Below are 18751 nucleotides of genomic sequence, written 5' to 3'. Positions count from 1 at the left end.
AGCAATCGGAGGTGACGGCGGTCGCGAAAGCGGTGTCTCGGTCTGATCGTAACAGCCTTCGGCAGCTTCTACAGGTATCAACCTGCAAGACCCGTCTCTGGCGAATCGGGGCTTTCAGGTGGTTGGGAGGGCAAGTTATTAGTGCTGGTCGTATTCAGTTCATCAGGCGTATTACGTAGCACTTTATTGGATCAGGCTCGACCAGCAGGGAGTAACAAACGAGGATTTTGTTATCGTCTTGCAGGATCAGACGTGGCTCCAGGCCTTCGCCAACCTTCACCCAGCCGTCACCTCCGCCAAACTCCTTGTCCAGTTCTCCGGATCCCAGGTAGCGACCAACAAGGATCTGATTTTTTTCGAAGTTATCGTCGAACGTGATACCCGTCGCGACAAGCTTGCTGCTGGCCATCATCATGGCCGCGGAATACCACTCACTGTTGGCCTGTAAGTCGATGACGCTGGCGATCAGGCCTGTGTTGAATCGGGTGTCAGGCGTGCCTTCGCGCGTTCTGCCGAAGGCGATGGCTGCCTGTGTCACTGCACCACTTTCTGCCAACGTACCAAACGCCACGAATCTTCCATCCTGGCCTGCAACGCAGTCGTCCACTCTAATCCGGTATTGGTCAATGTCCAGTGCAATAAAGCCTGTACCCTCCGACCCAAAGCGGGTGTCGGGGCGACCGTTCGCGCCATAACGAACCAGTAGTCCCTGAATCGATTTCCCAGATAGTTGAAGTTGTCCGCAGACAATTATTTCGCTCCTGTCAGTCACCAGAAACGAGTAGACATCCGTCAACACGATATTTTCATGAGGGTAGCGGACAACGGTAAAGCCTATTCCATTGAAACTGCTGTCTGGAATACCGTCTGCTGTTAGCCGAATCAGCAGTCCGAAAGGGTTAATGTCTGAAATAAACTTTTGGCTAATCAGGATCTTCCCATCCGGGAGAACGGTACTCCGCGTGTCGGTATTAGTGCTGGATCGTGTTGGGTCGAGTATCAGAGCATTGCCGTTTCCGGTGGCCGAAGAGATATCATCTGGTGGAAAAACAAACGTGCCGCCATTTGCGAAAGTTGTATCGAATCTACCGTCAGGCATCAGCCTGCTTATCGCGGGTAAAGCATTGCCGTTCGCATAGTAGATTCCGCTGACCAGGATTCTGCCGTCATCAAGTGCGGTAACGGAGCGCCCTGAGGAGATATTTTTGTGGAACTGACCCTTCATTACGCCATTTTGGCCAAAGGAGCGGTCTATTTCGCCACCTTCAGTGAAGCAGGCTACGATAAAGTCATTTGGATCACTTTGTCCGACGACCAATATTTTCCCTGTAGGAGTCAGATTTATCCCCCACACCGCATTGAACCTCGCCTCCGGAAAGTCCAGAAGTACCCTGCCTTGCTCACCGAAGCTTGGGTCTAAATCACCGACTGCGAAGCCACCTTGTTGTTGAATAGCCATTTTTATATCTCCAGATAATTAAGCTTCTATTACCCGGCCCGGTTTCAGAAAAAGAGGGGCAAGGGCGCGCTCCGCAGAAACCATTCGGCAGAAAACCGGGAATTTACTTATGACGCTGGAGATACTCTGGACTCACAATTACCGGGCAGTAAGCTGTCAAAAGTGACAGGAGGCAGATGGCTATCGCCGTGAAGTTCCTGCTGCCCCCTTGCAAGCAACAAAAAAGCCCCGGCTCTCGCGAGTCGGGGCTTTTGTTTGCTGCGCGGGACGGTCTTAGACCAACGGATCGCCGACGTGCAGGATCTTCATGCCGTTGGTGCCACCGATGGTGTGGTAGCTGTCACCCTTGGTGAGGATGACCCAATCGCCTTGCTCAACGAGACCGCGCTTGAGCAGTTCGTCTACCGCAGACTGGCTGACCTGGCCTGGTGGCAGGTTGGCCGGGTCGAACGGGACGGTGTAGACGCCACGGAACATTGCTGCGCGGGCCTGAGTACCGCGGTGCGGGGAGAACGCGTAGATCGGTACCGAGGAGCGAATGCGCGACATGATCAGTGGGGTATAACCGCTTTCAGTCAGGGCAATGATCGCTTTCACGCCAGGGAAGTGGTTGGCGGTGTACATGGCTGCCAGCGCGATGCTTTCGTCACAACGGGTGAACGAGTGACCAATGCGGTGGCTGGAGGTTTTACCTGTCGGGTGCTTTTCAGCGCCGATGCAGATACGGGCCATGGCCTGCACGGCTTCGATCGGGTAGGAACCGGCAGCACTTTCAGCGGACAGCATCACGGCGTCGGTGTAGTCGAGCACGGCGTTGGCCACGTCGGACACTTCAGCGCGTGTCGGCATCGGGCTGGAGATCATCGACTCCATCATCTGTGTTGCCACGATTACCGCTTTATTGTGGCGACGAGCGTGCAGGATGATGCGTTTCTGAACACCTACCAGCTCGGCGTCACCAATTTCAACGCCCAGGTCGCCACGGGCAACCATGACCGCGTCACTGGCGCGGATCAATGCGTCCAGCACTTCATCGTTGGCCACGGCTTCAGCACGTTCGATCTTCGCCACCAGCCAGGCAGTACCGCCCGACTCGTCACGCAGCTTACGGGCGTATTCCATGTCAGCGGCATCGCGCGGGAAGGAAACGGCCAGATAGTCCAGGTCCATTTCGGCAGCGAGCTTGATGTCCTGCTTGTCTTTTTCGGTCAGGGCCGGAGCGGTCAGGCCACCACCGCGGCGGTTGATGCCTTTGTGGTCCGACAATGGACCACCGATCAACACGGTGCAGTGCAGTTCGTCGGCAGTCTGAGTGTCAACGCGCATGACCACGCGACCATCGTCGAGCAGCAGCTCGTCGCCTACACCGCAGTCCTTGACCAGATCCGGGTAGTCGATACCCACGATTTGCTGGTTGCCATCGGTCAGCGGGTGAACAGTGGAGAAAGTGAATTTATCACCGACTTTCAGTTCTATTTTCTTGCCGGCAAACTTGGCAATACGAATTTTCGGACCTTGCAGGTCGCCCAGCAGTGCGACGAAGCGCCCGTGCTTTGCGGCGATTTCGCGGATCAGCCTGGCGCGTGCCTTGTGCTCATCCGGAGTGCCGTGGGAGAAGTTCAGACGAGCAACGTCCAGACCCGAAAGGATCAGTTGTTCGATGACTTCCGGCGAGTTACTGGCAGGGCCAAGGGTGGCGACGATTTTAGTGCGGCGAACGGTCATGCATAAACTCCTTATATGAAGCGCAGCGAGAGGCTACTACTGTCTTGATCTGTAGTCATGTTTCTTTGCATTGTCGCGAGATTTTGCGAGCCGGTAACCGGCAGACGACCGGTGCCGAAAACTGCTTGAAGAAATCCTGTTTCAGGTCGATATATTGCAGAGCACAGGAGAGTCCCATGCGAATCGTGATGATTTTAGTATTGCTGGCAGCCGTCAGTGGTTGTACCCGAATGGCAATGAATTCCAATTTGAACAGCGCCTACCGGTCCTATGATCGGGGTGATTGCGAGGCTGTGATGTTGAGCCTCTCCAAGGTTGATCGTCAAAGCCGCTCGCGTCGGTACGTTCAGCCAGAAGTCTCAATGCTGCGCGGGCAATGTCTGGAGCGGCAAAAACTGTTTGTTGATGCGGCGCAGACTTATCAGTTCATCATCACTCAGTACCCTTACAGTGAGTACGCATTCAGAGCAAGAGCTCGCCTGGAGACGCTGCAACAGTTGGGTCACTATCCGCGCGTCCAGACCGCTCAAGTAAGCCCTGTAAAGCGTTAATTACATTCGTTTGGATTCTTTGTAATGTTTTTGAGTGGCTGTATGCCATAAGTAGTCTAGTCTTACGAAAAGCAGACGGACGTACGTGACTTGTGGCGCCTGTATCGGGTCAGAGTCTCGTTTCTGCGACGACAAACTCAAGTTTGTCCGTATTGACGGTGCCAACACGCAGTGTTGGCTACCCCAGGAGTTTTAGCGCGGCCATGCTCAATGGCTACCTATGGCGGCTGACTTATGTTGAAAGAGCGAAGGATCGAACGGCATCAATTGCCTGGCTATCTGCGGGTGTTCAACCGCTACACCAACAAGCAATTGGGTTGTCTGGGCAACGTGTCCGAGAAGGGATTGATGCTGATCAGTGATCTGCCGATGATGGTGGGAGCTGAATTTCAATTGCGTCTGCAGGTACCTTGTGAGCGTGGAATGCCTGTCACTCTGGAGGTGACGGCGACCTGTCTGTGGTGTCACGAAGATGAAACGCCAGGTAGCTATGACTCGGGTTTCATATTGACGGAGTCGCCGCCGGAGTACGCGGAACTGATTGGAGCTCTAAGGCATTACTTCAGTTTTTATCCGATGGAGGCGTCGGCCTGAGGGCGGTCGCCTGACTGACGTTAATTGCGTAGGAGCTGCCGAAGGCTGCGAAGCGTTTTTCCAGACAGACCGGCGATCGCTATGCGACAGCGGATGTTGGGAAGGCGCTTTCATAACGCACCGGTTTTTTTCCAGTTCAGGTAGCGACTGATGAGTTCCGGCCCAAGTTCTGCCGGGCGGGAATCCAGAACTGGAATGCCGTGGGCGCTCAAGCGGTCATGCAGTTCGGCACGGGCGTTAAGAAAGTCGATGGTTCCGCAGTACATCAATGCGTCTTCGTAAGTCTGAACGGGTTCGTGCCGTAAGGTATCCAGCACCTCTTCGCGCAAACTGACGACCAGAACCCTGTGTTTCTGACCCAGCAGTTTGACCGCTGACAACAACTCTTCATCATCCTCATCGCGCAAGTTGGTCATCAATACCACCAGCGCCCGGCGCTTCTGGCGTGCTATCAAATGGCGAGCAGCGGCGCTGTAGTCTGCGGTTCTCCGACTGCTGTCCAGGTCATAGACGCTGCTGAGCAGCACATTCAACTGGCTCGGCCCCTTGACCGCAGCAAGGTAGCGGTCCTGCTCGCTGGCAAAGGTCGACAGGCCTACGGCATCGCCCTGACGCAAGGCTACAAGCCCCAGCAGTAGCAGGGCGTTGAGCGCGTGATCGAAGTGCGAAAGATCGCCGTCCTGGCTGCGCATGCGTCGACCGCAGTCGAGCATGAAAATGATTTGTTGATCAGTTTCCTCCTGATACTCGCGGGCGATGGGCGTGCGGTGACGTGCCGTCGCTTTCCAGTCCATTTGCCTCAGGCTGTCGCCTTCGCGAAACTCCCGTAGCTGGTTGAATTCCATGCCCAGCCCACGGCGCTGTCGCTGACGTACGCCCATCTGGCTGAGCCAGTTTTCAACCGCCAGCAGCTGTCCTCCATAGACCCGGGCAAAATCCGGGTAGACCCGCGTACTGTCATTCAACTCCAGATAGCGACGAGCCCGCCAGAGTCCCATCGAGCTGGGCAGCTCTATTTCGCACTGGCTAAGCTTGAAAAGTCCTCGTTGCAGCGGGCGTAGGCGATAGCTCAACTGGCTTTGCTGGCCCGGCCGCAGCGCCAGGGTTTGTGGCAGATGTTCTACCTCAAAGCCGTCCGGCAAATGGTCGAACACCTGCACGGTGATTTCATCCGGATAATCGTGTCTCAGCGTCAGATGCGCTCGCGCCCAACGCCCCAGCGCCAGACTCCCGCGGACTTCACGTTTGAGGCTGGGTGAAGGTTTACGAATCAGCCGAATGGCATCCGCCAGTGCCAGCACCAGCAATGCCAGCAGCAACGCGTAAAACAGCGTGCCAACTTCATCGGGCACCTCAATGGCCAGTGCGGACAGAACACCGAGCAGCAGCGCAATTCCCGCCAGACCTGTCAGCCAGCCAAGCAGTGCTGTCGATGGTTTCAGCAGTTGCTTCATAGACGGGGCGCCGGAACCTGATCGAGCAACTGACTGAGGACCTGATCAACCGACAGGCCTTCGATATCCAGTTCCGGTGCCAGCCTTACCCGATGGCGCAGCACGGCCAGCGCGCAACCCTTGATGTCGTCAGGGATGACAAACTCGCCCCCGCGCAACAACGCCCGCGCCCGGCCGCCACGTACCAATGCAATTGAGGCCCGGGGACCTGCGCCCAGCGTCAGGCCCGGCCAGCTACGGGTGGCGCGCGCCAGTCGAACGGCATAGTCCAGCACCTGATCGTCCAGCGGCAGTTCGCTCGCGATCCGCTGCAAGGCCTGTACTTCACGCGCCTGGAGCACAACGCGTAACGGTTGCACGTCGAGCATATCGGCCCGGGTTGAGCGGGTGACCTGGCGGACCATGCTCAGCTCTTCGTCGACATCGGGGTAGTCCATGCGCAGCTTGAGCATGAAACGATCCAGCTCGGCTTCGGGCAGTGGGTAAGTCCCTTCCTGTTCGATGGGGTTTTGCGTCGCCAGCACCATGAACGGCTGGGCGATGGGCATGGGTTTACCCTCAAGGGTCACCTGCCGTTCCTGCATGGCTTCAAGCAGCGCGGCTTGAGTCTTGGCCGGAGCACGATTGATTTCATCGGCCAGCAGCAGGTTGGTGAAAATCGGACCTTTACGGAGTTTGAACTGCTCGGTGTGCAGGTCATAGACCGCATGGCCGGTGACGTCGCTGGGCATCAGGTCAGGGGTGAACTGAATACGGGCGAATTCACCACCAAAGCAACGGGCCAGCGCCCGGACCAGTAAAGTCTTGCCGAGCCCTGGCACGCCTTCGAGCAAAACATGGCCGCCACCAATCAACGCGGTCAGCACATCATCAATGACGGCGTTTTGTCCGATCACGGCTTTTTGCAGTTCTTTGCGTAAGGCCTGGGCCAACTGGCTGGCGCGCTGACGCTGCTGCGCCTGATTGCTGGCGGCCGGTGCGGGCGTGGCTGCCGGGTCGATATTGAACTCGACGGCAGGCTCGGCACTGGTGGACGGTTCGTTGGGTAGATCGCTCATAGGGCATTCCTGATGGTTTGCAGGTGGGCAACCTGACGGGTGAAGTCGGAACTGGACATGCGCTGTGCCGGACGTGGGCGCAATGCCTGGCTGATGACACTGGTTGGCTGGCGGGTCAGGCGTGCCAGAACCTGCCATTGGTCGGCGATCACTAGCGATTCGAAGCCGGGGTGACGAATGCGGGCGCGGCGCAGAATTTCTGCCTGCAGGTTGCGCAAGAGAGTTTGCTGGCCGCTGCGACGACGCAGGAACTCGGCGCTGGCGCGCAGGTGCTCGGTGAGTTGGCGACGCGCGCCGACAGCAGGTGCTCGCACAGGCCCTTGGCGCATGCCTGCCCGCCAGAGTCCGACGCCGATGAGTAGCGTCAGCATTAATAGCAACTGCGGGAAGTGACGCAGCAACAGGCTGAACAGGTTGTCGTGTTGAGTTCTGACGACCATGGTGACTTTGCTGTCCTGGGTCAGATACCACAAAAGCCACGCGTTATCGTAATCACCGATAAATCGGTTTTTCCATAAATCGGCGTCGGTCACCACGGTGATCAGGCCTTCGCCATAGATCAACTGCAACATGTGCGTTGCGTCAGCGCTGTTGGCCCAGGACTGGGCGTGATCCTCAGGGTCTTCGAGGTGGAAGCTGGGGTCGAAGCTCATGTAAGCCGGAGCTTCTTCGTTTTCAAGATACAAACGTGTCAGCCCTGGCCAAGGCACCTTGGGTGCTTTGGGTTCAGGTGTTCGCAGCGGGATAACCGGGTTAACCGGGCTGACTGGTGAGTAATCCTGCCCCTTTAGATCTTTGGTGAGTAATTGATGAATCTGTAACCGGTCCAGCAAAAGGTCGCCGCTACGACCTTTTTTCTCATCCCAGAGCTGCTCGGCGACAAACAGCAGATGCCCGCCGGACCTCGCCCACTGCAGTACCTTGTCCGCTTGAGAAGGCGTCATGTTGTCGCGATAGTCGAGCAGCAGCAAGGTTTGGGATTCAAGCTTCGCATCGGGCAGTTTGTTGGTTGAGTCGGCTGTTTTTACGTCGATGGAGCGACTTCGTAGAAAGCTTTCCGCTGCCAGCCATGGATTGGCGCGGACTTCGGGGGAGGGGCCTTGATCGACCGTTTCCTCATAGCGCTCCAGATTCTTCAGCAGATAGACCGCGACTGCGCCCAGAACCAGCAAAGCCAGGGCGGCCAGTAACCAGCGACGTCGGGTCATGACTGCACTTCCCGATCAAACAGGCGTCGCCAGCCATCACAAAGTTCTTGCTGTACCGGGGTTGCAGGTAGCTGGTGACCATAAGCCAGATTTTGCCAGTGCCGGGTCAGGCTTTGGCTGAAGTCATTGAGAGCTGGTTGATCAAGCGCGGCGATTCGTTGCAGGACCTGGCCTTCGGTGTCGGCGCTTTTCAGGGGCAGTTGATAGTCGACAAGCAAGCGGCTGAGCAGCGCTCGATAGAGCAACCCCAACGCTTCACGTGGCTGGTTTGGCCACAGTTGTTCCGCACTGCCTGCAATGTCGGCCGGCAGGCTTTCGGCGCTGACTTGCAGGCCAAACAATTGTTCAGGTGGGGCGCGCTGTGGTTTCTTGCGGGGAGCGCGGCGATTGACGAACGCGGCCAGCCATTTTCGGTAGGGCCAGATCACCACACCGACCAAGGCAATCACTATTCCCCACAACAAAACCTGAAAGACCTGTGCGAGGACGTTGCCGAAATGCAGTAGCCATCTCACCCAGCCATACAGCGCTGTGCTCATGTCGTAGCTTTTTTCCTGCGTCGTTTTTGGGGCTTCAGGCAGCCGCCAGCCCGAAACGGTTTTCGGATTCTTGAACGGCGGCTGTTGCAGCACGTTTTTGATGTCCTGCCGCGCTGCTGTGCTGGTCAGTTCTTGATTGACGAGGCGCGGGCTGTCGGGGCCCGCTTCGCCCTCTGCGGATAGCAAGGGAATAGGACAGCTGAAATCCTGCTGCTCAGACCATGCGGGCGGTGCGGCACTGAGCAGAGTCAGACCAAGGCCGATCATCAGCACATAGGCGCTTCCCGTCAGCCGTTGGCGCAACCGACGCAGGACCAGTTCAATGTCCCAGGCCTCCAGAACCGTGCGCCGATTCAGGTACAGGGTGAAACCGCAGGACACGTAAACCGGTCCCCACACGATCAGTATCAACGCATAGAAAAGATTGCTCAGGTGCTCCAGCCAGTTCAGTGCGTTGTTCAGGTCGAGCATTGTCCGCCAGGTCCAGTCGAGCTCTACCTGCTGGGGAATCAGCGCATAAAACAACACGATCATCCCGATCCACAGGCACAACTCCAGCGTGCCGCCCACTGCAGTCAGGCAGCGAGCGGCGAACTGATCCTTCTGGCTGAGCACGCCAATGCGCTGGCGGAGTGCCTCGCCGGAGAGTTGTTCCAGTTGATGCACGGGCAATGTGAAGCTGCGGCTCAAGCTGAGTCGACGCCACGTCAGGCTGGCGAGAAGATTAGGGCGCAACGTTTTCAGCCAGCCTTTGAGTGCATCTTTCAGGCTAGGTGCAGGGTCGAACAACGCTTGGGACAGAATGAGAAGTGGCAAGCGTTCGTAGACGGGCTTGAGCCACCAGAACAGCAGGATCGCGGTGGTCGGATGATTCCAGAGCAACAGGCTGAGCAGCGCAAAAGTCGGCAAGGTGACAATGGCCCAGCTTGTCATCAGCAAACCGCGATGCTTTTGGGCCAGTAGTACGCCCAGGTCTATGGCTTCCCACGGCGTTCGTGGGTGAATCGCAATGCTGGCATCAGTCAGGCGCATGGTGTGTCCTGCCTGCAAAAACCAGATAAGCGATGACTAATAGCCAGAGGACAGCGCCGACTGTGTACTTGATTGCCGGTTGCGGCCAGGTCATTGAAGACCAATAGGCCTCTATAAACGCTGCGATCAAAAGGAAGAGGATGACGCCGTAGATCAGTTGTACGCTGGTTTTCGCTGCAATCCGCAATGCCTCGCCGCGGCGCAATGCTCCGGGTGCCAGTAATGCCCAGCCAAGTTTGAGCCCTGCAGCACCTGCCAGGGCGATAGCCGTGAGTTCGAATGCACCATGACCAACAACGAATGACCAGAATGTCTGACCGTAGCCGATACCGGTCAAGTGCCCGGCTACAGCTCCGATCGTCAGCCCGTTGAAAAACAGGAAGAACAGGCTGCCAAGCCCGAATAGCAGACCGCTGGCGTACGTCTGAAAGGCAATCCCGATGTTGTTCATGATGTAGTAGCCAAACATCATCCAGTCATCATCGGCGGCGCGCTCCACTGCTTGACCGATGCGACTCGACTGCGGGTCGTACATGGTCTCCATCTGCCCTACCTGTCCAGGGTCCATAACGCTGTAGATCAGATCCGGGAAGCCATACACCAGCAAGCCCATAACGATAAGGCTGCCGAAGAACAGCAGGCTGGCGATGGCGATCAGACGCCATTCGGCGCGCACCAGTTGCGGGAATCCTGCCAGGACGAAGCCCAGCAGTTGCGCACCGAAGGGATGACGATGCCGATACAGTTGCTGGTGACCACGCATCGCCAGTTGTTGCAGTGGATCAACCAGATGGCTGCTGTAGCCCCTTTCCTGAGCAACGGCCAACTGGTTACAGATACGCCGGTATTCGCGACTGAAGGTCTCGTTCGATGAGCCTGGTGCTTTGCGTTTTTCGAGACCGTCCAGACGCTCTGCGAAGCGCCGCCATTCAGCCTGATGACGAAGTTCGAACAGACCTTGTTTCATGTTGGCCCCAGCAAGCCGGTGGCTATGCTGTTCAGTCGCGGCACTGCCAGTGCCGGGCTTACGTTCAGCGGCGCGGCGAGAATCGAAGCCAGCTCCTGGGTGCGTTCCGAGGTCAGTTCGGCTTGTCGTTCCGCGAAGCTCAGAATGGCTCGCTGTTCTTCAAGGCTCAGCACGAACGGCGCGATGATCGGTGTGGCGTGTGGCAGAACCGGACGACTCGGTGGTTTGTCTTGATAGACCACCAGAGTACCGGCGGCCAGATCGCCGAGGCGTTTGAATTGGGGGTGTTGCAGGCAACTGATGGCGCCAAGGCTGTAGCCGAACGGCAGCATATCGACGAAACGCAACAGGTTGCGGATGAGCGAGGCGGTCCAGCCGATCGGGGTCCCGTCATCGTGGATCACTCGCAGACGCATGATCTGCTTGCCGGGTGTGCGCCCTTGGTTCAGGACTTCGAACAGCACCATGTACCACCAGGTAACCAGAAACATGGAGATAGCACTGAGGCCTGCGCCAAAGGATTCGAACAGGCTGAAGACCAGCAAGAGCATGCCGATGGCTACGGCACGAATGGTGAAATCGATGGCGAAGGCCAGAGCGCGAGGGAGCAGTCCTGCCGGACGCAGCAGCAGGTCGATACCTTCCGGGGTTTCCATTCGGCTGCGGGTGTCCAGCGGCGCGATTGGCGGTGCAGTCCTTGGCAAAGCGTGCGGGGAGGGCATTGTCGGAAGAGGTACGCCTGAAAACAAAACCTGATGCTAGGGACTGTTGGGTTGGTAAGCAACCGGACTGTTTCTACATGTGTTGTAAGAAAAGGTTTCTTTTAATGCAAACTTCGGCTTATTCGCCTTTTACCACCCTCAAGCCCTACACTTTGCCGGTCTTTTGTTCAGGATCAGCCCGTGACTTCCACCATCTTCTGGTACGACTACGAAACCACCGGTATCAATCCGCGCAATGATCGCCCGTTGCAGATGGCGGGTATCCGTACGGATGCCGAACTCAATGAAATTGAGGCGCCGGTTAATATTCACTGCCAGCCCAGCGACGATATTCTTCCGCATCCTGCCGCATGCATGATTACGGGTATCACGCCGTCCACGCTGGCCGAGAAGGGGTTGTGCGAAGCTGATTTCATGACCCGTGTTCATGCCCAGCTTGCTGCGCCGGGCACGTGCGGGGCGGGCTACAACACTTTGCGCTTCGATGATGAAATGACGCGCTACAGCCTTTACCGGAATTTCTTTGATCCTTATGCCCGTGAGTGGCAGGGCGGAAACAGTCGCTGGGACTTGATTGATGTAGTGCGCGCCGCCTACGCACTGCGACCGGAAGGCATTGTCTGGCCGGAAGATGATGGTCGGGTAACGCTTAAGCTTGAGCGGCTGACGGCTGCCAACGGTATTGATCACGGACAGGCTCATGACGCTTTGTCTGATGTGCGGGCGACTATTGCTCTCGCGCGTCTGGTTCGTGAAAAACAGCCCCGTCTTTACGATTATCTTTTCGAGTTGCGCAGCAAGCAGAACGTCCAGCAACAGATACGGCTGATGGAGCCGCTGGTTCATATCTCCGGGCGCTTTTCGGCGGCACGTCATTATCTGGGGGTTGTACTTCCTCTGGCCTGGCATCCGCAAAATCGAAACGCACTGATTGTGTGCGATTTACATCAGGATCATTTGCCGTTACTGGAGCAGGATGCACACATATTGCGACAACGGTTATATACCCGTCGCGAGGATTTGGCCGAGGGCGAACTGCCGGTCCCCCTTAAACTCGTTTATATAAATCGTTGCCCGGTGATCGCGCCGCTGAAGGTGCTGCGAGCTGAAGATCAGCAACGCTTGAATCTCGACATGACAGTGTTTAGCGAGCGAGTACGTCATCTCAATGAGGCGCAGGCGCTCTGGCAGGAAAAGCTGAACACCATTTATGCCGCTGATGACTTTGTTGCCAGTGAAGATCCCGAGCAACAACTTTATGACGGATTTATTGGTGACCGTGATCGCAGGCTTTGTGAGCAAGTGCGCAATGCAGAGCCTGAAGCGTTAGGCAGCCAGGCATGGCCTTTCGATGATGCGCGTTTGCCAGAGTTATTATTTCGCTATCGGGCGCGAAATTTTGCTGAAACCTTGAATGCAGAAGAGCTACAGCGCTGGTTTGTTTTTTGTAGGACACGTCTGACGGTGCCTGAATCCGGGGCCCCTAATACCTTGCAAAGTTTTACTCAGGCACTTGTGGAACTATCCCTTAGTGCTACCCCTGCCCAGCTTGAGATATTACGTGAATGGCAGGACTACGTGGAGGCGCTGCGCCAAAGGCTGGGTCTTTGATGTAACGAGTACGGCGTTTTTCAGGCAATAAAAAACGCCAGCTAGGCTGGCGTTTTTTAGTGTAACGAATGAAGCGGGACCTGCTCCGGGTTTAGCCCAGCAGGGTTGCCCAGCCTTCAACTTCATCACCGCCCCACTTGGCTTTCCACTCTTTCAGCGTTTTGTGGTTGCCACCTTTGGTTTCGATGACTTCGCCGTTATGCGGGTTTTTGTATTGCTTGACCTTGCGCGCACGCTTGGTGCCGGTCGCTTTAACTGCGCCGCCGCGTGCAGATTTGCCAACTTTGGCTTCTGGATCGAGCAGAGCAATGATGTCACGCAGCGACTTCTGATATTCACCCATCAGCGTACGCAGTTTGCCTTCAAATTCCAGCTCGGTTTGCAGTTTGTCGTCTTGGGACAGGTTCTTCAAACGCGCTTGCAGTTCTTTGATGGCTTCTTCTGTAGCGCGGTACTCGTTGATCAGAGACATGAGGCTTACCTTATGTTGAGAGGTGGGCAGGGATACAGTGAAGCAATAATAGTCATGCGCCTTGATCAAGTAAACATTAAAGAAAAGTTTTATTTGAATTATTTAGAAATATACCGCGTCCTACAGACGCTTCATAAACTAAATGGCGTAGCGCATGTGGTAAAGATAGTCGCTATTAAGGCGTTTAAATCGCGGCTTCTTAAGCGTTCGTTCAGGAATCAGCTACCGGTGTGGCAAGGTGGCGATTTCGGCATGCCAGGGTACCGGCGGCAGTCACCAATCAGTTTTACAGGACTACTGCAGTTTTCCTGCGCAGTCGCTAGAATAGCCGCCTTTGCGAAGTTCTGGAGTTTCCCCCAATGCGCACTTTTCGTCTGGTGATTTCATGCCCGGACCGTGTCGGCATCGTTGCCAAAGTCAGTAACTTTCTGGCGTCCTATAACGGCTGGATTACCGAAGCCAGCCATCACTCTGACAACCAGAGTGGCTGGTTCTTCATGCGTCATGAAATTCGTGCCGATACGCTGCCCTTTGATCTCGACGCGTTCCGCGAGGCGTTCACCCCTATCGCTGAAGAGTTTGCGATGGACTGGCGCATCACTGACTCGGCACAGAAGAAGCGCGTTGTATTGATGGCAAGTCGCGAGTCCCATTGTCTGGCGGACTTGCTGCACCGCTGGCACAGCGATGAACTGGACTGTGAAATTGCCTGCGTGATTTCCAACCACCAGGATTTGCGCAGCATGGTCGAATGGCATGGCATTCCTTATTACTACGTGCCGGTGAACCCGACGGACAAGGAGCCGGCATTTGCCGAAGTTTCACGTCTGGTTGCTCATCATCAGGCGGACGTGGTGGTGCTGGCGCGTTACATGCAGATCCTGCCGCCGCAGCTGTGCCGTGAATATGCCCATCAGGTCATAAATATTCACCACAGCTTCCTGCCTTCATTCGTCGGTGCCAAGCCTTATCACCAAGCCTCTCTGCGAGGCGTCAAGTTGATCGGCGCAACGTGTCACTATGTCACTGAAGAGCTGGATGCAGGCCCGATCATCGAGCAGGACGTGGTACGTGTCAGCCACAGCGACAGCATTGAAAACATGGTGCGTTTCGGTCGCGACGTGGAGAAGATGGTTCTGGCCCGTGGTTTGCGCTACCACCTGGAAGATCGCGTGCTGGTGCACGACAACAAGACGGTAGTGTTCGACTAAGCTCCAGACAAGCACTGAATCTGTAGGAGCTGCCGAAGGCTGCGAATGGCGGAGTGCCAGGCAGGTCGCTTTCGCAGCCTTCGGCAGCTCCTACAGAAGATGTATTTCCGACACTACGATGGTGCTTCGATGAGGTGCTCTCCATGACCGATCCCCTCGACAAGGCCACTTCAACAGCGCCCCCCACTCTGGGTGAGGGGTGCCTCAGTCGCTATGATCCGGATGCGTTGACGCCAGAAGACGGTGCCGATTTCGACGGCGCTGCCGAGCTTTGGCGCGCCACTCAGACGGATAAAGACCTGCAACCAGGTGACAAATCCGACACTTGATTCAGATCTGGTTGAAGCGCATCAGTTTGTTCAGCAGTGGTCGACCGACCATCAGCAGGAAAATTGGCCCGCCCACGACCAGATAGAAGTAGTAGGTCACTGTGCGCCAGATCAGAATCGCGGCCGCTGCGGTGGATTTCCCGACCATAGGTGCCAACAGTGCAGCAGATGTAAGCTCGGCAGTACCTGCGCCTCCCGGCAGCAGGCTGAACTGTCCGGCTGTCAGCGACAGCATCTGAATCAGAAACGTCCAGGCCCACTGCACATTGACGCCCAGGCCCAGCAGCGCGAGGTACAAAATGCTGTAGCGCAGCCCCCAATGCAGGCAGGTCAGCACAAACACTGCGATCAGTTTCTGACGTGGCATTTTCCAGGTTTCAGCCAGCGCATCGCGGAAATGCAAAACCTTGCGTGCCCAACGAAACCGGGTTGTGCTTTTGGTTTTGAAGCGCTTCAGCAACCGGCCGTTGAACTTGATGACCTGACGATGGAAGCGGGCGAATCCCAGAAACAGGCACAGGCTGCCCACGACGAGCACTGCGCTGAAGCCCAACAGCCATTCCATACGCTCACTGAGCGTGTGGAATAGCGCATAGAACATAATTCCTACCAACGCCACGAGGAAAAACACCAGGTCGCTAAGTTGGTCTGTGGCGAATACTGCGCTGGCTTTTGCTGGTCTGACGCCATTTCGGGCGAGCACTGCCATCAACGTCAGTGGCCCACCGCTGCCACCGGGCGTTGCGCAATAGGCAAACTCGCTGGCCATAATCAGGCCCAGACTTTTATTGATTGTCAGCTTTTGTGCGCTATCCCCCAACAGGATCCGCATGCGTAGGGTATTCAGGCCCCAGCAGAGGATGATCATGCCGAACATCACCATCAATAGCGGGAAGGGAAAGCTGCGCAGACGCTGAAAGATATCGCCGCCGCCCAACAGCAAAGGGATCAGCACGGCTGCCAGCAAGCCAATAGCCAACCATGCAATTCGCTTCATTCTTGATGCTCTGAAGGTTGCAACAGGTGGGCCAGCGAAATAAATGCAGTCATGGGGGTGTTTGGCCTTGCGCTGGATGATCACGGAAAAGTTTAACGTTGACCACTGATTACGGCAGATGTTCGTCAGGTGGTGTCGATAGTGTGTTGCTGACGCGCTCGCGGTTAAAGCCGCTCCTGCGAACTGCGCATACCCGGTAGGAGCGAACTTGTTCGCGAAGCGCCGGACCAAACGATAGATGAGCATCGCCAGCCAAACCCTCGCGAACAAGTTCGCTCCTACCAGGGGTTGCATCCTTCCTTCCCGGCTATAGCGTTAAGTTTCGCACTGTTTCCCCACGCGTGGACCACACTGATAAAACGATCAAGACAGGTGATGAAATGTCAGACGTTCAGAACATTGTGATAGGTGCCGGTCCCGACGGGCTACCGGTGAGTCAGGCACTGCGCCTGGGGAATCGTCATGGTCTGGTGGCGGGAGCGACCGGGACCGGTAAGACGGTGACGCTGCAACGTCTGGCTGAAGCCTTCAGTGATGCAGGTGTTGCGGTGTTCGCCGCGGATATCAAAGGTGATTTGTGCGGGCTGGGCGCTTCGGGAGCGCCGCAAGGCAAGATTGCCGAGCGGATCGCTGGCATGCCTTGGCTCAATCACACGCCGAAAGCCTATCCGGTCACTTTGTGGGATATTCACGGCAAATCCGGTCATCCACTGCGCACGACGCTGAGCGAAATGGGGCCGCTATTGTTGGGCAGCTTGCTGGAGCTGACGGACAGTCAGCAAGCCGCGCTCTACGCGGCCTTCAAAGTGGCCGACCGAGAAGGCTTGTTATTGCTCGATATCAAGGATCTAAAAGCGTTGCTCAATCATCTGCGTGACAATCCGCAGTTGCTGGGTGAAGACAGCTCGCTGATGACTACCGGTTCGAGCCAGGCCTTGCAGCGCCGACTGGCGGTGCTCGAACAGCAGGGCGCTGAGGCGTTGTTTGGGGAGCCAGCTCTGCAACTGGAAGATATCCTGCAGCCTGCGAGCGATGGGCGAGGGCGTATCCATTTGCTGGACGCCAGCCGACTCGTTCATGAGGCGCCCAAGGTCTACGCGACTTTCCTGTTGTGGCTTCTTGCCGAGTTGTTCGAGCAGTTGCCGGAACGCGGTGACGCAGACAAACCGATACTGGCGTTGTTTTTCGATGAAGCGCATTTGCTGTTTGCCGACACGCCCAAAGCGTTGCAGGACAGGCTTGAGCAAGTGGTGCGGTTGATCCGCTCCAAAGGCGTGGGCGTTTATTTCGTCACCCAGTCGCCGGGTGACTTGCCTGATCAGGTACTGGCGCAATTGGGTTTACGCATCCAGCACGGCTTGCGCGCGTTTACTGCCAGGGAGCAGAAATCGTTGCGCGCGGTGGCAGACGGGTTCAGACCCAATCCGGCTATCGACACGCTGGCGGTGCTTACCCAACTCGGCATCGGCGAAGCGCTGGTCGGTACATTGCAGGACAAGGGCACTCCAGCGATGGTCCAGCAAGTGCTGATTGCGCCGCCGCAATCGCGAATCGGGCCATTGACCGACATCGAGCGTGGCAGTATGACTGCCCAGTCGCCACTGGCAGGGCGCTATGACAAGCCTGTTGATCGTGAATCGGCCTATGAAATGCTCATTGCGCGAAAAGTCGCTGCATCTGAAACGGAGGCTGTGCCAACAAAGAGCGCCAAGGAGCAGGAAAGCTTCAGTGACATGGCTGGCGAGTTTCTGGGCGGTGTAGCGGGGCAGGCAATGAAAAGCGCTGTGCGCCAGGCGGCCAATCAGTTTGGGCGTCAGTTGGTGCGAGGGTTGTTGGGGTCGTTGCTGGGCGGGGGGAAGAAGCGCAGGTAGTTAATATCCGCGTAGGATATTGGCGACCGCACTGTGCGATGCACCTGTGGGATATTTTGTGTTGGCCTGCTAGCACTTCAGATCCCTGTGGGAGATTCTATGGTTGTGATCAAGCCATAACCCACCCTTTGGGTTGATATTCGCTCTGATTTTTCATCAGGGCGAACGCCACCCGAGCGAGTTTGCGAGCGAGCATCACAAGTACCTGTGTGGTTGCTTTTCCGCGGCTGCGATGATGGTCGTAGAACTCTTTCCAGGCACTCGATCGGCTGGCCGACATTGCTGCGTTGTGCAGCAATCGGCGAATCTCCGAGCAGCCTCGTTTGGTTAGGAACCTACGGCCATTTTTTTGGCCAGAATCGGTCACTCTCAGATCCATGCCCAAAAAAGCGATGTAGGAGTCGCCGCTCTTGAAGTCGCCTCGGTTGTAAGCCATGACCAGAGCTGTCGCGGTCAGGAAGCCGATACCTTCAACAGCTTGGCAACGGGCCACTTGCTCCAGCAGCCCGGCTTCGCGCAAGGCATCTTTGAGCTTTGCCTTGACCAGCAGGTCCAGCCGTTCGATTGACTTGAGGAAGGCTGCAAATGACGCCTTCAAGCTGGTGTCATTTGCCCAGCTCTGGGTCAGGCTGGTTTTGGCTTGAATCAGTGAAGCCCTGCGTCGCAGAAGGCTTTGCAGCTTGCCGTAGACTGCTGGGGGCGGCGTCCAGGGGCGAAGATTTTCGCCTTCGTTTTTCAGAAATCGGGCAAGAAGACGGGCATCAGATGCGTCTGTTTTACTACGGCCACCGACACCTTTACGGTAATTACTGAGTTGAAAACCATCGATGATGTAGACGTCGAAACCAGACTCGTAAGCCAGATCGACCAGATCGACGTGATAAACATTTGTCGCTTCAACAGCAATGGCGGTGGTCCTCGGTAACGTTTTAAGCCAGCGTTTTATGGCAG

17 protein-coding genes are annotated in these 18751 nt (G+C 56.4%); 6 read left to right on the top strand and 11 right to left on the bottom strand.

The window, feature by feature from the left end:
• Window positions 1-154: 154 nt before the first annotated feature.
• Window positions 155-1459: a hypothetical protein gene (locus AO242_RS25555; RefSeq protein WP_099270880.1), complete on the bottom strand. Its 1305-nt coding sequence runs from the start codon at window positions 1457-1459 to the stop codon at window positions 155-157.
• 273 nt (window positions 1460-1732) lie between these two features.
• A complete protein-coding gene (gene pyk, locus AO242_RS25550; RefSeq protein ID WP_027900593.1) occupies window positions 1733-3184 on the bottom strand; it encodes a pyruvate kinase in 1452 nt (483 codons plus the stop codon).
• A 176-nt stretch (window positions 3185-3360) separates the two neighbouring features.
• Between pyk and AO242_RS25545 the strand changes: the two genes are divergently transcribed.
• On the top strand, window positions 3361-3735 hold the full coding sequence (locus AO242_RS25545; protein ID WP_027900594.1) for a tetratricopeptide repeat protein: 375 nt from the start codon (window positions 3361-3363) through the stop codon (window positions 3733-3735).
• Window positions 3736-3969: 234 nt separating this feature from the next.
• Window positions 3970-4329, top strand: coding sequence for a PilZ domain-containing protein (locus AO242_RS25540; protein WP_099270879.1), 360 nt, complete (start codon window positions 3970-3972; stop codon window positions 4327-4329).
• Window positions 4330-4439: 110 nt separating this feature from the next.
• Here the strand turns inward: AO242_RS25540 and AO242_RS25535 are convergent, their stop codons facing one another.
• Genes AO242_RS25535 through AO242_RS25510 form a run of 6 tightly spaced genes read right to left on the bottom strand, consistent with a single transcriptional unit; the run spans window position 4440 to window position 11309 of the window.
• The gene (locus AO242_RS25535) at window positions 4440-5771 is read right to left on the bottom strand and encodes a DUF58 domain-containing protein (protein WP_099271026.1); all 1332 of its coding nucleotides are present in this window, start codon (window positions 5769-5771) and stop codon (window positions 4440-4442) included.
• An 8-nt stretch (window positions 5772-5779) separates the two neighbouring features.
• On the bottom strand, window positions 5780-6841 hold the full coding sequence (locus AO242_RS25530; RefSeq protein WP_099270878.1) for an AAA family ATPase: 1062 nt from the start codon (window positions 6839-6841) through the stop codon (window positions 5780-5782).
• Complete coding sequence (locus tag AO242_RS25525) at window positions 6838-8049, bottom strand: DUF4350 domain-containing protein (protein WP_099270877.1); 1212 nt, start codon at window positions 8047-8049, stop codon at window positions 6838-6840. Before AO242_RS25525 ends, AO242_RS25530 begins: the two co-directional genes overlap by 4 nt.
• The gene (locus AO242_RS25520; protein ID WP_099270876.1) at window positions 8046-9620 is read right to left on the bottom strand and encodes a DUF4129 domain-containing protein; all 1575 of its coding nucleotides are present in this window, start codon (window positions 9618-9620) and stop codon (window positions 8046-8048) included. The genes AO242_RS25525 and AO242_RS25520 overlap by 4 nt, the downstream gene beginning before the upstream one ends.
• Window positions 9607-10587 (bottom strand): stage II sporulation protein M, encoded by a 981-nt coding sequence (locus tag AO242_RS25515; protein ID WP_099271025.1) that lies wholly within the window; start codon window positions 10585-10587, stop codon window positions 9607-9609. Before AO242_RS25515 ends, AO242_RS25520 begins: the two co-directional genes overlap by 14 nt.
• On the bottom strand, window positions 10584-11309 hold the full coding sequence (locus tag AO242_RS25510) for an RDD family protein (RefSeq protein ID WP_099270875.1): 726 nt from the start codon (window positions 11307-11309) through the stop codon (window positions 10584-10586). The genes AO242_RS25515 and AO242_RS25510 overlap by 4 nt, the downstream gene beginning before the upstream one ends.
• A gap of 180 nt (window positions 11310-11489) precedes the next feature.
• Here AO242_RS25510 and sbcB point away from each other — a divergent pair, with 180 nt between their 5' ends.
• Window positions 11490-12920, top strand: a complete 1431-nt coding sequence (gene sbcB, locus AO242_RS25505; protein ID WP_099270874.1) for an exodeoxyribonuclease I — start codon at window positions 11490-11492, stop codon at window positions 12918-12920.
• A gap of 91 nt (window positions 12921-13011) precedes the next feature.
• Here the strand turns inward: sbcB and mvaT are convergent, their stop codons facing one another.
• Window positions 13012-13392, bottom strand: a complete 381-nt coding sequence (gene mvaT, locus AO242_RS25500; protein ID WP_027900603.1) for a histone-like nucleoid-structuring protein MvaT — start codon at window positions 13390-13392, stop codon at window positions 13012-13014.
• 359 nt (window positions 13393-13751) lie between these two features.
• Here mvaT and purU point away from each other — a divergent pair, with 359 nt between their 5' ends.
• Together purU and AO242_RS25485 are read left to right on the top strand one after the other, a co-directional pair.
• Complete coding sequence (gene purU / locus AO242_RS25490; protein WP_027900605.1) at window positions 13752-14603, top strand: formyltetrahydrofolate deformylase; 852 nt, start codon at window positions 13752-13754, stop codon at window positions 14601-14603.
• A gap of 143 nt (window positions 14604-14746) precedes the next feature.
• On the top strand, window positions 14747-14932 hold the full coding sequence (locus AO242_RS25485) for a hypothetical protein (protein WP_099270872.1): 186 nt from the start codon (window positions 14747-14749) through the stop codon (window positions 14930-14932).
• A gap of 1 nt (window position 14933) precedes the next feature.
• Here AO242_RS25485 and AO242_RS25480 read toward each other — a convergent pair whose 3' ends face one another.
• A complete protein-coding gene (locus AO242_RS25480; RefSeq protein ID WP_099270871.1) occupies window positions 14934-15929 on the bottom strand; it encodes a lysylphosphatidylglycerol synthase transmembrane domain-containing protein in 996 nt (331 codons plus the stop codon).
• A gap of 380 nt (window positions 15930-16309) precedes the next feature.
• Here AO242_RS25480 and AO242_RS25475 point away from each other — a divergent pair, with 380 nt between their 5' ends.
• A complete protein-coding gene (locus tag AO242_RS25475; RefSeq protein WP_099270870.1) occupies window positions 16310-17800 on the top strand; it encodes a helicase HerA-like domain-containing protein in 1491 nt (496 codons plus the stop codon).
• A gap of 109 nt (window positions 17801-17909) precedes the next feature.
• On the opposite strand, the gene AO242_RS25470 is transcribed toward AO242_RS25475, so the two are convergent.
• Window positions 17910-18751: IS110 family transposase (locus AO242_RS25470; RefSeq protein WP_099270869.1), on the bottom strand; the 842-nt coding region annotated here is incomplete at its 5' end.

The sequence above is a fragment of the Pseudomonas sp. ICMP 561 genome, assembly GCF_002699985.1.
Classification (GTDB): Bacteria; Pseudomonadota; Gammaproteobacteria; order Pseudomonadales; family Pseudomonadaceae; genus Aquipseudomonas; species Aquipseudomonas quasicaspiana.
This window is presented reverse-complemented; position numbering and strand designations above follow the sequence as displayed.

Bases quoted from the DNA above. Each gene is read 5' to 3' on its own strand.
- mvaT (WP_027900603.1), bottom strand. From the start codon at position 13,392: ATGTCTCTGATCAACGAGTACCGCGCTACAGAAGAAGCCATCAAAGAA.
- AO242_RS25520 (WP_099270876.1), bottom strand. From the start codon at position 9,620: ATGCGCCTGACTGATGCCAGCATTGCGATTCACCCACGAACGCCGTGG.
- AO242_RS25555 (WP_099270880.1), bottom strand. From the start codon at position 1,459: ATGGCTATTCAACAACAAGGTGGCTTCGCAGTCGGTGATTTAGACCCA.
- purU (WP_027900605.1), top strand. From the start codon at position 13,752: ATGCGCACTTTTCGTCTGGTGATTTCATGCCCGGACCGTGTCGGCATC.
- AO242_RS25485 (WP_099270872.1), top strand. From the start codon at position 14,747: ATGACCGATCCCCTCGACAAGGCCACTTCAACAGCGCCCCCCACTCTG.
- AO242_RS25530 (WP_099270878.1), bottom strand. From the start codon at position 6,841: ATGAGCGATCTACCCAACGAACCGTCCACCAGTGCCGAGCCTGCCGTC.
- AO242_RS25510 (WP_099270875.1), bottom strand. From the start codon at position 11,309: ATGCCCTCCCCGCACGCTTTGCCAAGGACTGCACCGCCAATCGCGCCG.
- AO242_RS25480 (WP_099270871.1), bottom strand. From the start codon at position 15,929: ATGAAGCGAATTGCATGGTTGGCTATTGGCTTGCTGGCAGCCGTGCTG.
- AO242_RS25540 (WP_099270879.1), top strand. From the start codon at position 3,970: ATGTTGAAAGAGCGAAGGATCGAACGGCATCAATTGCCTGGCTATCTG.
- AO242_RS25545 (WP_027900594.1), top strand. From the start codon at position 3,361: ATGCGAATCGTGATGATTTTAGTATTGCTGGCAGCCGTCAGTGGTTGT.
- AO242_RS25525 (WP_099270877.1), bottom strand. From the start codon at position 8,049: ATGACCCGACGTCGCTGGTTACTGGCCGCCCTGGCTTTGCTGGTTCTG.
- AO242_RS25475 (WP_099270870.1), top strand. From the start codon at position 16,310: ATGTCAGACGTTCAGAACATTGTGATAGGTGCCGGTCCCGACGGGCTA.
- AO242_RS25515 (WP_099271025.1), bottom strand. From the start codon at position 10,587: ATGAAACAAGGTCTGTTCGAACTTCGTCATCAGGCTGAATGGCGGCGC.
- pyk (WP_027900593.1), bottom strand. From the start codon at position 3,184: ATGACCGTTCGCCGCACTAAAATCGTCGCCACCCTTGGCCCTGCCAGT.